The sequence below is a fragment of the Virgibacillus siamensis genome (assembly GCF_900162695.1).
In the GTDB taxonomy this organism is placed as follows: Bacteria; Bacillota; Bacilli; order Bacillales; family Amphibacillaceae; genus Lentibacillus; species Lentibacillus siamensis_A.
This window is the reverse complement of record NZ_FUIH01000007.1, coordinates 2,684,860-2,698,835: the sequence shown is the minus strand read 5'-3', so window position 1 is coordinate 2,698,835 and position 13,976 is coordinate 2,684,860. Positions and strand designations below refer to the sequence as shown.

Here is a 13,976-nt window from a genome sequence, read left to right as displayed (position 1 = left end):
GTATACAGTTCCCGCTAAATAAAAGTTTACACTTTTACAGATGTGAGTGCAGTTTTTATATGGCTGCCCTCGGGCAGCCATATAAAAACTGTCCGGCGCGAATGCGGCACAAAACATAATCCAACACTGTTATAATAATAGTTTGATAGATGACAACAGTGATGGAGGAAAAAAGGTGGATAAGTGGAACATGTATATGGACATTAAGCAATTATTAAAACAAGGTTTTAGTAAAGTAAAGGTGGCTGAAAAACTTGGTATATCCAGGGTCACTGTATACCGTTACCTAAAACGTAATCCACAGGATATGGCGGAATGGGTTACGCAAACAAAAACTAGAAAGAAGAAATTGGATGACTATCAAGAATTGATTCTCTCCTGGTTACGTGAACATCCTGACATGACAGCTGCCCAAGTATTTGATTGGCTTATGGAGAAGTACCAGGGACTGCAAGTAGCTGAAAGCACGGTTCGGCTCTATGTAAGAGAACTACGCAGAGAACATGATATTAAAAAGGAATCAAACCCTCGGTCTCATGAGGCTGTGCCAGAACTACCATTTGGCAAGCAGGTGCAGGTAGACTTTGGGCAAACGGAGCAATTAACTCCCGATGGCAAAAAGGTAAAACTTTATGGAATAGCGTTTGTTCTTTCTAATTCACGATATAAATATAAAGAGTGGTTGGATAGGCCCTTTACCACTAGAGATGTGGTTCGAACCCACGAGAATGCCTTTCATTATTTTGGAGGAGGAATTCCGGACGAGATTGTTTATGATCAGGATGCACTGATTCTCGTAAGTGAAAATAGTGGGGATTTAATCCTAACACGTGAATTTCAGACTTATAAAGAAGACAGAGATTTGACAATAAGAATGTGCAGGAAAGCTGATCCGCAAAGCAAGGGAAAAATAGAAAATGTTATCAAGTATATCAAACATAATTTTGCGAAAAACCGATTATATTACGGGCTTGATGCATGGAATGAGGCGGGATGGGACTGGTTAGAGCGCACTGGTAATTACAAAATTCATCACACAACAAAAAAGAGACCGGTAGAAGTGTTCACCCTCGAAAAGCAACACTTGCGACCAATCTCTCAACGTATCGACGAATTTGCCGATAACCACTATGAATCAAGTATAACAAGAACCGTTCGTAAAGACAATGTTATTTGGTATGACTCTAATCGATACAGCGTTCCTCTCGGGACGTTCCATAAGACAAAAGAGGTTTATATTGAAACAACGGATGATGCGTACCTTTGTATAAGAGAATCGAAAGGTGGATCCATCATCGCAAAACATAAAATAGACCCTGGAAAAGGGAAGTTGATTCAGAATAACAAACATAAGCGTGATCGTACCAAAGGTATTGATACATTCATTGAAACAGTTGTATCGGGATTCACAGAAGAAGAAAAAGCAAGGTTGTATTTGAACGAAATCTATAAGCGAAAACCACGCTACATTCGTGATCAACTACAAATAATGGCCAAACAAATTAAAAAATATGAACAGCAATTATTAGATCTAGCTTTAGCAGAATGTATGGTGAAACAATTATTCAGTGCAACAGATTTTAGCGATGTCATTCATTACCTTGAACGACAACGAGGGGTAACAGTTACAGAGGAAACGATACAACATTCCCAAATTGTACCCAGTTCAATTCACCCTTTGGGTGATTCCATAGTTCAAACCAATACACAAACAAGAGATATCAATGAATATGTATCCGTTTTGGAGGGGGATGAACGATGAAACAGTTGACGACACTACAAAGTAAACTGAAGTCCCTTCGCCTTACGGAAACAGCAAATCATTTACCAGTACTCCTACAGGAGGCTGAATCAAATGATGAAACATATGCAAGCATGCTTATAAGAATGGTTAATTACGAACAACAAAGACGTGATGAAAAACAGATCGAGAAACGGATGAAATGGGCAACATTTCCTTATCGGAAAACGCTAGATTCGTTTGATGTAAGTGAGCAACAGTCCATGAGTAAAAAACAATTTAATAAATTGAAGGAGTTATTGTGGATTGAACAACTATTCAACATTATCCTACTTGGACCGCCGGGTGTTGGTAAAACACACCTGGCGATAGGGCTAGGAATGCAGGCAATTAATCGAGGTTATAAGGTAATATTCACATCCATGGATGAGTTGATACATGCCTTGAAAACCGAGGAAATCACGCGCAAATCACAAACCAGGTTGAAGCGTATACGAAACGCAGATCTCGTCATTATTGATGATCTAATGTTTATGGCAATGGACCAACATGAAGCAAATTTATTCTTCCATTTAATTAACGATTTATATAATAACGCCAGTATTGTACTTACTTCCAATAAGGCACCGAAGGAGTGGGGTGAGCTGTTAGGCGACCCAGCCATAACAACGGCTATACTGGATCGCATTATTCATCGAGCAGAGATCATTCATTTAAATGGGGATAGTTATCGGATGAAACATAGATCATCCATATTTGAGGAATAAGTGTAACAAATTAATTAGCGAAAACTGTAACATTTTACTTGACGGTTACAGGAATATAACCTATGCCTAAAAAAACATGGTCCAATTTATTTAACAAAGATAATAAACTGGACAAAAAAGTGAAAAGGGATCTAAAAAGTATGAATCTAAAGCTAAAGAAATCCTTAATGACCAAGAGAAGACGAGAAAATTGGTAGGTGCAGCAAAAGAAAAATCAACCCAAAATAAAAATGCGCTGGGTGAAGCATGGGAAAAACTACAGTTATTATTTGATGTTTCTCAAAGTTGGATTAAAGGGGAATATAAAGAAATACCTGTTGGATCCATAGTAATGATAATAGCGACTGTAATTTATTTTGTCTCACCAGTAGATCTAATTCCAGATTTTATTGCAGGTTTTGGTTTGTTCGATGATGCCGCAGTAATTGCATATACTGTTAAACAAATATCATCTGATTTGGATAACTATAAACTATGGAAAGAACAAAAAGGATTAGACGCCCATCAAAGCTAATCTGATGTTGAACGTGTAACTTACTTATTATATGATGTAGTGGAATAAAGGGGTTGCAATAGAGCATTGAAGGATTATGAAGTTTGATTCGTAAGTTTATATAATGTGATATATTTTTATTAAGCCTGTGCTTGGAGGAGTGCAGGGTTTTATTTTTAGATATATATCTGAATACTCTGCCTTAATTGTGTTTATAAAGGTTTTGTTTTCCTGTAATAGCAGGTTCAAAATTTAAAATATTTTTTCTTAAATGTGTCCTATCGGGCGTGGTCATTTCTTTCTTTTGACTTAATAATTGAGTTGAAAGGGAGAAGGGGACATTGGAAAAGCCAATTAATCAATATTACATTCAAATGGGGAAATACGTGAAAAACAAAAGAAATTCGCTTGATATGAAACAGGCGGAATTGGCGGAATATGCTGGCTTGAGTGATCGGTATATCTCAAAGCTTGAGAATGGCAAGAAGCGCCCGCTGTTTGAAACATTGCATAAAATTTGCATTGCGCTCGAAATCGACGTGAATGATCTTATGGATTATTTATACCAATACAAAGAATGTTTGTATGACGACGAGTAATTTCTCCCATTGAATTCCAACCCGCTTCAGACTTCCTTTACAGGCTTTCGTACCACAATTTCAACACCTCAGAACCCGCATATGATTAACCCACCACAAAACCCACAAAGGAGCAAATCACATGGACAACCGAATAACGCTTGACGCATTGTTGGAGAAGAACGCATGGAGATTCCGCTGCCAGGCTCGAAAAATGGACATCAGCAGGCCGGACAATGATCTTTTCCAAGAAGGTTTATTCGCAATATGGAACCCCTTTGAATTCTATCAGTCTGACAATGATCCTCTGGCAATCTACTTCACCTGTATCATTCGCATTTATTTGACTGACTCCCTGACAGGAAAAATACCGCTTCACAAACGTTCAGCGTAACAGATTGATAACCATTAGATTAAAAACAAGTGGCAGCCACCGCCATTTTAGCAAGCCTGCCCGAGTGCATACCCCTCTTACGGGCGGATTTCACACGATAAGTAGTTTATATTAAATAAGTAGAAGGCGAAAACAATATTTTTTACATGCCACCAAATCCAAGGTTGCAACGATAATAGTTATGAGAAGGAGTTTTTATTACTTTAAAGCAAAGGAAGAACGCGAATGGACAACAGAATAGCTTTTGAGGAAATTTTTGAGCAAAACAAGCGAAGGATCCACTATCACATCCACAAGCTGAACATCAATGACCCACACGATGAATTTTTTCAGGAAGGCTTAATCGCTATGTGGAACGCCTACGAAACATACCAACCGGACAAAGGCGCTATGGCAACATATTTCAATTACACCATCCGTAACCGTCTGATTGATCGTATACGCAAGGAAGCCTCCCATCAAAACACGCAGGAGAAAGCAATTCAGGAACATTTAACACAAGTCACGGACGGAAATCGTCACAGCCTTCGGGATAAGCCTAACCGGCGAATCGTACCCGGGAAATCTTTTGTTACTGCTAGTATATAATGCCTTTCTATTGATTGCGTACACTGTCCAATTTTTGATGGAATTAGTGACCCATGGTTGTAAAAATAAAGGGAAGAAGGATGATGTTTTCCTTTTTCCCGTGGTTTTACAAACTTAGATGTAAATATGGTATACGTTACATATTCGAAGATCGAATGGAACATTCTCCTCCATTATAATATACCAGTCTTCTCCCAATTCTAGCCTTGAAGGGATGTTACGTTGTCCAACAATGAGTTCAAATGACTCCCCGCAGAGGAGTGTATATTGATAACCATTTATTTCAACCACCCAGGCGTCTCGATCATATTCATACGTCATTATCCCTTCTGTCATGATAGTTCACCTTCTATGACCAGCTTTACCATATGGTCATCGATAAGCTTTTGTTTATTTTGGGCACCGTAAATGAGACAATGCGTACAAATTTTGTTGACCAGTCTTGGCGTCCCATTCGAAAACTGGAAAATTTCACGTATGGCGGCATCTGTGAAAATGTCACTTTGAGCGCTAACTTCCATTAAATGTTTCCGTATATATTCACCCACCTGAGCACGATCATAGTGCGGAAGCTTACATTGCAGGTCAATTCGCTGCCGAATAGCCGCAAATGATTGGAGCCTAAGCCGATCCCAAAGTTCACTCTGTCCAACAAGGATCAACGCCATCGGACTTTCAGCATCCATTTTAAAATTAAGCAGGAAGCGAACTTCCTCCAACATTTCCCGATCCAAAAGATGTGCTTCATCTACAATAACCACTGGTAATAATCCATGAATACCACGCATCATTTCAATTTGATTGTGCAACTGACGTTTAGCGTCACCACGGTAAAACTTGGACTCGCATCCCAACTGTTCCAACAATCCCTTATAAAAATGTCGCGGTGTTAATTTTGAATCGGCTAGATATAAAACCTTAAAATGACCGGAATCCAGTTCACTCGTAAATCTTCTCAGTGTCGTCGTTTTCCCAGTCCCAGCATCACCTGTCACAACCACAAATAATTGGGATTGGGCTGCATATTCCAATCTCCCGATTGTTTCGTCCAGCATATCCGGATAGTATAATGCGGATGTCAGAATATCCCGCGTAAAAGGGGTACGCGTAAAGCCATAAAACTGATTAAACATGTGACGCACCCTCTTTCTTAACCCTGCGATAGGAGACCGCTGTCTTCTGAACGTCCGTACGGGAAGCATATTGTTCCGAAGCTGCGTCTAACAGTCTAGAGTGCTCCGCAAACTGTTTTCCAAGATGGTCCGGCATCGTTGGTCGTTTCCCAGCGCGTTCGCCAATCACCAATTCACGGGCTGTCCAAGGTGCGTGTCCTTCGTATTCAATTGTTACTTCCGTAATATCCGAAGGATCGTAAACCACATCGACCTTACAGCCGATAAACGATAATCCAACTTCGTATTTTTTTCCCATAAAACTAATACACCCTGATTTATCCACTTTACGTGCTTCACAGTGTAAGAATGCTTGTGCCAATTCTTCTGTACCAACAAACCGTAAGACATTGTCATCGCTACGAAAAGCTGCCTCTGGACTTTGATCTTTACCTAAAGCACTGTGTGGTTTATGCTGATAGCATTCACTCAACCATACGCGAAGGCGCTCATTTAATTGATCCAGCGTTGTCGGTTTCTCCAGTCCAACTTCATCTAAAAAATGACCGACTACTCGGTTGAACCTTTCCACCTTACCGGTCGACTCCGGTGAGTAGGGCTTAGCATATAATAACCGGATGCCTAACTTTGAACAGGTTCGCTTCATCCATTTCGTGCGATATTGTTTCCCGTTATCAAAATAAACAGATTCGGGAACACCGTATAACTGAACAGATTCACGGAAACCCTGTTCCACAATACGTTGATCCATCGTGGGATAAAACCCGGCGTGCAATACAAAACGCGTAGCGTCATCCAAGAACGCCACCAAATAAACTTGTTTTTTCTCGCCACCTGGGCCAATAGGAAGGTACGGCCCGTACTTAATGTCAGAATGCCATAATTGATTACGCGCTTTCCGTTGGAAACGCCGCGCAGCTACACCAGGATCATTGTACATCCGCATATGCCGAGCACTATATCCTTTTTCAGCGAGCTTTTCCTGTAATGTACTTCGCTTCAATTGACCAGGTTCAGCAAGTTTTTCCCATTCTAAAATTTGAATAATCTGGGCAATACTGCGTGTCGGGACTTCTCGACGCAGTAAGATGGCCTGTTCCAATAAATGATGGGGAATGGTCTCCTTGGTTTGCGTGCCTTTTCCTTTTGGTTTTAATCCTTCAAACCCTGCTTGTCGATATTGAGCCAAGTATCTTCGAATGGTTCGTTCAGACAATCCACTTACCTCACAAATTTGCCGTCTGATTTGTCTAGCTTTGGCAGCATCCAACCCATCCGCCAATAATGGGGACAATAATTGTACCCGTTCAGCAGCAATTTCCTGTGCTTTCTTTTGATCTCTCATGCCAAAAAGCCTCCTTTTTAAGCTATTTAACATGAGTTTATCTTAAGGCTGTTTGGACAGGAATGCAGAACGGGTCTGTACCCATAAATGAACATTTACAATGGGACGGACAACTTTCGCCAGCCATCCAACGAATGATTCTCCATTGCGTCCGATTCTTTGGAGCACGGTCCGTGGAGGATCGGACGTGCTCCCCACAGGTAAATCCAATTGAAAGCGCCTGATAATAGAATTGAAACAACCCACAGCATAAGGCCCCCAATTCCGAAACCATTCACGCCAGCGCCCCAATGTCGATTCATCAGCCGGTACATCTATCAATTGATCATCCAGAACCTGTTCGATGCTTTCTGTCCCATAACGCTTGTAGGGGACTAGAAGATCTGGTAGTTCGTGATGAATTTTATGACAGCGTTCACAAAAAAGACGACGTATAATAAGTTTCGCTTTATCTCCGGAATGTCTATACCATACTCTTCGCCGACTACCTGCCACTATTAGAGGACCTTCACAACAAGGACAGTGATTGATTTCCGCACTCCTAACAAAAAACGCCAGGCTCATTCTTCTTCTCAACCAACGTATAATCTGATATACTTACCATATATTGTTTTTTTGGTGGGCGTCTCCAGTGAAATTGTTCCCGCAGTTTCACGTTAATGGGGGACGTCCTTTTCCTTTCTTCAGGTTTTTTCCTCGGTCACTCTATTAGTCTACTTCTGGTCGGACATAACCGTCAACTTCCGGTCTTTTTCGCCTAGCTAAAACAATCTTTTTCACTAACTGATTCTACACTTTGGAAAACGTTAAAATCTGAACTGACAGAAAGACAATGGAAATGGATTTATTACCATATCATCGAAGGCATGTCCTATAAAGAAATTGCTATAACGGAGAATACGACTGTTGAGGCAGTGAAGGGGTGGGGCAAGAAGGTGCGAATGAAGCTGCGTGACCCCGAGATTCGGAAAAAGCTGCGGTGGGACGAGAGTCTGTAAAAAGGGCAGTTGTATATGTGAAGATGGCTGCGGTCGGGGTGGAGGGTCGCAGCTGTTATGGTGTATTGACTTTCAAAAATTCATCCAAATGGCGGATAAAGGGGATATGAACTATATTAAGGAAATGAACGCATTTTATGTTCAGATTGTTTTTGATTCATTGTCAGGTGATTATTTCACGTAAATAAGTCCATCAATACATGGAGGCGAGTCTTCTGATTTTCAACATGAGTCCACTAATATTCAATTGAGGTCCACTGATTACAGAATTCTGATTGAACCAGTTGTACCATCTTTTTGATCCAACTGTGACAAGGAAATGATTCAGTAATAACATGAGTGATCCACGAACTGGATTATAATACTATCTGAACCACAGCTTTAGCTGCTTGCCCTTGACCGCCGTGCCACTTCTTAGTGATTGTTGGAAGGGGTCGGGGCCCCACCAGCGGAACTTATATGAAATAATCACTCTGCTCCATCATGATGTACCACCCACCTTTTTCTAAAGGTATTCAGTAGGTTGATTGGCCTAGTACAAAAGAAACTTGTACAAAAATTTTAAAACTTTAATAAAATATCCCATTTATGGTGTATGATAGAAGAAACAGTTCATGTGCAGGAGGGGTAACATGGAAATTCATTGCGGTTATTGTCACAAAGAATATGAAAAGTCGGAGTATGTTGTAATGGATGAATTTCATTCTTTAATTCATCTTAAATGTTTTAAGCCTACTGATCGTGTAGAAATAGTAGATCACGGGACATACGGAATGATGAAAGAGAAATATTCGTTTTACCGCAATCTTGGAAACTATGATAAGGAATAATTTTCTTATAGATTGGAAGCACAGGGACAGTTCTCGTTCTTCCCCATGCTTCAAGTAAGAGAATTCATTTTCAAAAAAGGGGTTTCTCAAATGAATTCCCGATGGATGGAAATATTACAAATACTCAAGACAGCTAAAGAGCCTATCACAAGTTCACAGTTATCGACGGATTTGCAGGTTAGTTCAAAAACGGTACGGAATGATATTCAGGCGTTAAATGCATTGTTACAAAATCATAACACGAAAATTAATGCATTTCGGGGTAAGGGATATACGCTTGAAACGAATGGCGAAAGCTCACTTCAAAGTTTGTTACAGGGTGCAGGAGACATGAAGGAAATCATCCCGGATGAACCTGGTGATCGTGTTAACTTTTTAGTCGAGCGGGTATTGCTGGATTCCGGTTATGTGAAGATAGAAGACTTGGCAGATGAATTGTACATCAGCCGCTCCACTTTGCAAAGTGACTTGAAAAAGGTCCGGGAAATCCTTAAAGAATACGATTTAACCCTCAATCACAAGCCAAACTATGGAATCAAAGTGAACGGCAGTGAATCGAAAATAAGGTATTGTATTTCGGAGTATATTTTTAATCTGAAACCTGCCGCACTGGAAGAAAGTCATGATTGGCTGGCTGCTTTACCCGAAAATGATTTGTCCATCATAAGGAACAGCATTTTGTCCCAATTAAGAGAGCACAACATTGTTACTTCCGATGTTAGTTTGCAAAATTTAACGACACATCTGGCTATTGCCTGTAAGCGGATTCGGGAAAATAACCAGGTTGAGATTATCCATGAAGCATTATACGAGATGAAGGATACGAAAGAGTTTGCTGTTGCAAAGGAAATATTGCAGGATATTGAAGCTGCACTTGATGTAAGTTTTCCGGAGAATGAAGTGGCATATCTCGCCATCCATTTGCAGGGTACGAAACTGGTAGGTCCGAATCATGGCAAGGAAAAGATGAAAACGGTAATTGATACAGAAATCCAAATGCTTGTAAAAGAAATTGTAAACAGAATTGATGAGAAATATCATTTCCAGCTTTCAAATGATGAGGAATTGCTGTTTAATTTGTCATTACATTTAAAGCCGGCAATAAACCGCTATAAATTTCAAATGAATATAAGGAACCCAATGCTGGAAGAAATTAAAACGAAATACCCAACCTCTTTTGAGGCAGCATTAATTGGTTCTGAACTGTTATATGAAAAAGTCGGAATTTATGTTGATGAACATGAAATCGGATATTTAGCCCTTCATATTGAAGCTGCTCAGGAACGAATGAAAAGAGCTTCTTCCAACGGTAGAAACTGTCTGATTGTTTGTGCATCAGGATTAGGCAGTGCACAGTTATTAATATATAAATTAAAAGACCGGTTTGGCGATACGTTGGATATTAAAGGAACGACGGAATTATATAATTTACCTTATCAGTCGCTAAGTGATATTGATTTCATTGTCAGTACGGTACCGATTGAAGATGATCCGGGAATTCCTGTCGTCCGTGTAAGCACAATACTCGGTGACAGTGATGTGGACCAAATTGAAAGGCTGATTACGAAAGATACTTCTGTCATTGAACAATATGTACATGAACGTTATACCTTTTTAAATCGGCAATTTGAATCATCTGAAGAGGTGATCCGCTTTTTGGGAAATGTGCTGATGAAGGATGGAATAGTCGAAGGTGATTATATTGACTCTGTTTTGGAACGGGAAAGTTACTCCCCGACAAGTTTTGGAAACCTTGTTGCCATCCCGCATCCTCTCGAACCAAAAACAGATTCTACATTTTGGTCAATCGTCACGTTAAAAAAACCCATACAGTGGGAAGATAAATTGGTGCAAATCGTATTTTTACTAAATGTTAATCGGTACAAAAAGGATGATTTAAAACCGATGTTTCATTCGTTGGTACAGCTTGTGGACGACAGAAACTTTGTTCAGCAGCTGCTCCAATGCCGGACGTATATCCAGTTCAAAAATAAATTAGGAAACCGTTAAAGTACAATATATATTTATTGTGCTTTTTTCTATGTATTCATCTTTTGCCACAGCCAACGGAAAAAGACTGGCTTCATATGAATGCGCTTCCATAATACAATGAAGTCAGTTCATTAAATTCATGTATTGAAAGGGATGCAGCAATGATGAAACCAGTTAAAATGGCTGTTATTGGAGGAGGATCTTCCTATACACCGGAACTGTTGGAGGGAATTATTAATAACCAGGATGTCCTACATGTATCCGAGGTATGGCTGGTAGATACTGCTGAAGGAAAAGAAAAGCTCGCTATCATTGAAAATCTGGCAAGGAGGATGGTTCAAAAAGCAAATCGCCGGATAAAAATTGTGGCAACGCTTGACCGACGGGACGCCATTAAGGATGCTTCTTATGTTATTTCGCAAATCAGGGTCGGCCAATTAAACATGCGGAGAAATGATGAGTATATTTCGATCAAGCATGGTGTGATTGGACAGGAAACTACCGGTGCCGGGGGTTTTATGAAAGCACTAAGGACTATTCCGGTAATGCTTGATATTTGCAGGGACATCGAAGAACTTGCGCCGGATGCATGGCTTTTAAATTTCACAAATCCTGCTGGTGTCATCACGGAGGCTATTTTAAAACACAGCAATGTAAAAGTAGTTGGCTTGTGCAACAATCCAATCAATTTCTATAAAAAATTTGCAGCAGCGTACAACGTTGACATGGAAGATGTAAGTATTAATTTCACAGGAATTAATCATCTTATTTGGATAACGGATTTGTATATTAAAGGTCAGTCAAAGTTAGAGGATGTTTTAACTGGAAAATCTGAAACGTATGAAGCGAAAAACATTCCATCGTTTGGTTGGGATACATCATTCCTTCAGTCGCTTCGGGCCATACCATGCGGATATCACAAGTATTATTATCAAACAGATCAGATCCTTAAAAAACAGCTTGATCAATTCAAGAACAACGAAACACGAGCAGACAAGGTACAAAAAGTGGAAAAAGAACTATTTGAAATCTATAAAGATCCCAATGTACAGGAAAAGCCGGATGCTTTGGAACAACGTGGAGGGGCTTACTATTCAGAGGCAGCAATTAATTTAATTAAATCAATTCATTTGAATACCAAAAAAGTCCATACGTTAAACGTCCGGAACAATGGAACAATCACCTGTTTGCCGGATGATGTCAGCATTGAAGTGAATTGTGTTGTTGAAAGTCATCAAATCACCCCGCTCCAGGTTGGCAGTGTTCCACCGCAAATCCGGGGTCTGCTGCAAAATGTTAAGGCATATGAAGAATTAACAGTTGCAGCTGCTGTGAGTGGAGACAGAGGGATGGCGCTTCAGGCTTTAACGTTGCATCCATTGATACCATCATCCGACAGGGCCAATCGTATTCTGGATGAAATGCTGGAAGTGAATAGACAATACTTGCCCCAGTTCTGACAGACAAACATGAAAATTAAAGGGGAGATACGCCAATGAAGGTTACATTATTATGTGCTTTAGGAATGAGCACGAGTTTACTAGTTGAGAAAATGAAAAAAGCAGCAGACAAGAGGGCCATTGAAGTGGAAATTGAAGCCCACTCGGTTGATGATATCGATGAGCATTTGAAAACTTCAGATGTCATTCTGCTAGGGCCGCAAATTCGCTATAAGAAGAATGAATTGTATAAGAAAGCTGAAGCGGCAAATGTTCCAATCGATATTGTCGATATGAAAGCATATGGAATGACGAATGGAGAGAAAGTGCTGGATCAGGCACTTAAATTAAGCAAATAAATTTTTAAAAAAGGGGGAGGAAGATTCATGAATCGTTTTAACGCTTTTATGGAGCGTTATTTTATGCCTGTTGCCGGTAAGATGGCTGAACAGCGCCATTTAAAGGCGATCAGGGATGGGATAATTGCAACCATGCCATTATTGATTATTGGTAGTATCTTTTTAATCATTTCTTCACCACCGGTCCCATCATGGTCAGACTTTATGGCACCGTATGCTGAGGCTTTAAGTATTCCGGTAAACGCTACATTTGGACTGATTGGTCTTGTGGCAGGATTTTCAATTGCATATAGTCTGGCCAGAAATTATGAAATGGATGGCCTGTCTGCTGGTGTTCTCAGTATAGCTGCATTTTTTGTAGCGACACCACTTACGGAGGAAGGTAATATCCGGCTGAATTTAATGGGAAGTGAAGGGTTATTTATTGCGATTGTTTTGGCGTTATTCACTGTTGAAGTGTATCATTTCTTTGAAAAAAGAAATATCGTTATTAAAATGCCTGAAAGTGTTCCACCGTCAGTTTGGCGCGCCTTTACCGCCCTCATTCCCGGGGCTGTAATTATTGCAGTTGTTTGGGGCGTAGATCTTATTCTGAAATTCTCATTCGATTTATCCTTGCATGGTGTGGTTAGTGCCGTTCTGCGTGAACCTTTACAAATGTTTGGGAGTAGTTTATGGGGTGCGCTCTTAGCCATTTTACTTATCCACTTGTTATGGTCATTTGGTATCCATGGGATTTCAGTTGTCGCCAGTGTTATGGCTCCGATTTGGTATAGTTTAACCGAACAAAATGTAGCAGCTCAACAAGCCGGGGAAGAGTTGCCTTATATTATAGGTCAGCCATTTATGGCAATTTGGTTTGCTGTTGGCGGGTCAGGCATGGCACTTGCTCTTACCATATTATTTGTCTGGCGGGCGCGCTCAAAACATCTGAAAAACCTGGGAAGGGGCTCCATTTGGTCAAGTGTATTTAACATCAGTGAACCAGTAATATTTGGAGCTCCTGTTGTATTGAACCCGCTGTTAGTGGTTCCATTTATACTTGTTCCGTTAGTTATAGGGGTAATAACGTATTTTTCAATGTCAATAGGGCTGGTTGGCAAGCCATATATTATCGTTCCATGGACGACGCCACCACCGTTTTCTGGGGTTTTAACAACAGGTGATTGGAGTGGCGGCGTATTAATGACTTTCAACCTAATCGTTGCAATGGCTATATACTATCCATTCTTCCGATTATATGATAAACAGCTTCTTCAGGAAGAGAAATCAGATGATGAAGAAGTTGCTGCAACGAAGAATGAATAAGGAGACTTTTC

General features: G+C 40.2%; 15 protein-coding genes and 1 pseudogene. 12 read left to right on the top strand and 4 right to left on the bottom strand.

Annotated elements, in window-relative coordinates; all coding sequences use genetic code 11:
- Positions 1–175: 175 nt before the first annotated feature.
- The 6 genes from istA (at position 176) to B1K71_RS20200 (ending at position 4,561) form a co-directional block, all read left to right on the top strand.
- Positions 176–1,762, top strand: a complete 1,587-nt coding sequence (istA, locus tag B1K71_RS16795; protein ID WP_077324757.1) for an IS21 family transposase — start codon at positions 176–178, stop codon at positions 1,760–1,762.
- On the top strand, positions 1,759–2,508 hold the full coding sequence (gene istB / locus B1K71_RS16790; RefSeq protein WP_077324756.1) for an IS21-like element helper ATPase IstB: 750 nt from the start codon (positions 1,759–1,761) through the stop codon (positions 2,506–2,508). Before istA ends, istB begins: the two co-directional genes overlap by 4 nt.
- A 190-nt stretch (positions 2,509–2,698) precedes the next feature.
- Complete coding sequence (locus B1K71_RS16785) at positions 2,699–3,022, top strand: YkvA family protein (protein WP_245799329.1); 324 nt, start codon at positions 2,699–2,701, stop codon at positions 3,020–3,022.
- Between the two features lie 320 nt (positions 3,023–3,342).
- Entirely contained in the window at positions 3,343–3,600 is a 258-nt protein-coding gene (locus B1K71_RS16780; RefSeq protein ID WP_077329052.1) for a helix-turn-helix domain-containing protein, read from the top strand.
- A 121-nt stretch (positions 3,601–3,721) separates the two neighbouring features.
- Positions 3,722–3,973: a hypothetical protein gene (locus tag B1K71_RS16775; RefSeq protein WP_077329050.1), complete on the top strand. Its 252-nt coding sequence runs from the start codon at positions 3,722–3,724 to the stop codon at positions 3,971–3,973.
- Positions 3,974–4,198: 225 nt separating this feature from the next.
- Entirely contained in the window at positions 4,199–4,561 is a 363-nt protein-coding gene (locus B1K71_RS20200) for a sigma-70 family RNA polymerase sigma factor (RefSeq protein WP_077329048.1), read from the top strand.
- 114 nt (positions 4,562–4,675) lie between these two features.
- Here the strand turns inward: B1K71_RS20200 and B1K71_RS16765 are convergent, their stop codons facing one another.
- The 4 genes from B1K71_RS16765 to B1K71_RS16750 are packed head-to-tail and all read right to left on the bottom strand — an operon-like array spanning position 4,676 to position 7,603.
- Positions 4,676–4,897: a DUF5348 domain-containing protein gene (locus tag B1K71_RS16765; protein WP_077324790.1), complete on the bottom strand. Its 222-nt coding sequence runs from the start codon at positions 4,895–4,897 to the stop codon at positions 4,676–4,678.
- The gene (locus B1K71_RS16760) at positions 4,894–5,694 is read right to left on the bottom strand and encodes an ExeA family protein (RefSeq protein WP_077324789.1); all 801 of its coding nucleotides are present in this window, start codon (positions 5,692–5,694) and stop codon (positions 4,894–4,896) included. The genes B1K71_RS16765 and B1K71_RS16760 overlap by 4 nt, the downstream gene beginning before the upstream one ends.
- On the bottom strand, positions 5,687–7,039 hold the full coding sequence (locus tag B1K71_RS16755; RefSeq protein WP_077324788.1) for a DDE-type integrase/transposase/recombinase: 1,353 nt from the start codon (positions 7,037–7,039) through the stop codon (positions 5,687–5,689). The genes B1K71_RS16760 and B1K71_RS16755 overlap by 8 nt, the downstream gene beginning before the upstream one ends.
- Positions 7,040–7,081: 42 nt before the next feature.
- On the bottom strand, positions 7,082–7,603 hold the full coding sequence (locus tag B1K71_RS16750) for a DUF6431 domain-containing protein (protein WP_281250313.1): 522 nt from the start codon (positions 7,601–7,603) through the stop codon (positions 7,082–7,084).
- Positions 7,604–7,839: 236 nt separating this feature from the next.
- Between B1K71_RS16750 and B1K71_RS19700 the strand changes: the two are divergent.
- The 6 genes and pseudogenes from B1K71_RS19700 to celB all read left to right on the top strand — a co-directional run.
- Positions 7,840–8,037: pseudogene (locus B1K71_RS19700) on the top strand (sigma factor-like helix-turn-helix DNA-binding protein); the annotation flags it as partial.
- Between the two features lie 632 nt (positions 8,038–8,669).
- Positions 8,670–8,867 carry a hypothetical protein gene (locus tag B1K71_RS16740; RefSeq protein WP_077329045.1) on the top strand — a complete coding sequence of 66 codons (198 nt, stop codon included), beginning with the start codon at positions 8,670–8,672 and terminating at the stop codon, positions 8,865–8,867.
- Between the two features lie 90 nt (positions 8,868–8,957).
- Positions 8,958–10,877 (top strand): BglG family transcription antiterminator, encoded by a 1,920-nt coding sequence (locus B1K71_RS16735; protein WP_175631946.1) that lies wholly within the window; start codon positions 8,958–8,960, stop codon positions 10,875–10,877.
- 143 nt (positions 10,878–11,020) lie between these two features.
- Positions 11,021–12,319, top strand: a complete 1,299-nt coding sequence (locus tag B1K71_RS16730; protein ID WP_077329041.1) for a 6-phospho-beta-glucosidase — start codon at positions 11,021–11,023, stop codon at positions 12,317–12,319.
- 35 nt (positions 12,320–12,354) lie between these two features.
- Positions 12,355–12,657 (top strand): PTS sugar transporter subunit IIB, encoded by a 303-nt coding sequence (locus B1K71_RS16725; protein ID WP_077329039.1) that lies wholly within the window; start codon positions 12,355–12,357, stop codon positions 12,655–12,657.
- Positions 12,658–12,684: 27 nt separating this feature from the next.
- On the top strand, positions 12,685–13,965 hold the full coding sequence (celB, locus tag B1K71_RS16720; protein ID WP_077329037.1) for a PTS cellobiose transporter subunit IIC: 1,281 nt from the start codon (positions 12,685–12,687) through the stop codon (positions 13,963–13,965).
- Positions 13,966–13,976 lie beyond the last annotated feature (11 nt).

What these genes read in the sequence shown, in the direction of transcription:
- B1K71_RS16775 (WP_077329050.1), top strand. Translation starts at nt 3,722, where the DNA reads ATGGACAACCGAATAACGCTTGACGCATTGTTGGAGAAGAACGCATGG.
- B1K71_RS20200 (WP_077329048.1), top strand. Translation starts at nt 4,199, where the DNA reads ATGGACAACAGAATAGCTTTTGAGGAAATTTTTGAGCAAAACAAGCGA.
- B1K71_RS16735 (WP_175631946.1), top strand. Translation starts at nt 8,958, where the DNA reads ATGAATTCCCGATGGATGGAAATATTACAAATACTCAAGACAGCTAAA.
- B1K71_RS16750 (WP_281250313.1), bottom strand. Translation starts at nt 7,603, where the DNA reads ATGAGCCTGGCGTTTTTTGTTAGGAGTGCGGAAATCAATCACTGTCCT.
- celB (WP_077329037.1), top strand. Translation starts at nt 12,685, where the DNA reads ATGAATCGTTTTAACGCTTTTATGGAGCGTTATTTTATGCCTGTTGCC.
- istB (WP_077324756.1), top strand. Translation starts at nt 1,759, where the DNA reads ATGAAACAGTTGACGACACTACAAAGTAAACTGAAGTCCCTTCGCCTT.
- B1K71_RS16730 (WP_077329041.1), top strand. Translation starts at nt 11,021, where the DNA reads ATGATGAAACCAGTTAAAATGGCTGTTATTGGAGGAGGATCTTCCTAT.
- B1K71_RS16755 (WP_077324788.1), bottom strand. Translation starts at nt 7,039, where the DNA reads ATGAGAGATCAAAAGAAAGCACAGGAAATTGCTGCTGAACGGGTACAA.
- B1K71_RS16760 (WP_077324789.1), bottom strand. Translation starts at nt 5,694, where the DNA reads ATGTTTAATCAGTTTTATGGCTTTACGCGTACCCCTTTTACGCGGGAT.
- B1K71_RS16725 (WP_077329039.1), top strand. Translation starts at nt 12,355, where the DNA reads ATGAAGGTTACATTATTATGTGCTTTAGGAATGAGCACGAGTTTACTA.
- B1K71_RS16765 (WP_077324790.1), bottom strand. Translation starts at nt 4,897, where the DNA reads ATGACAGAAGGGATAATGACGTATGAATATGATCGAGACGCCTGGGTG.
- B1K71_RS16740 (WP_077329045.1), top strand. Translation starts at nt 8,670, where the DNA reads ATGGAAATTCATTGCGGTTATTGTCACAAAGAATATGAAAAGTCGGAG.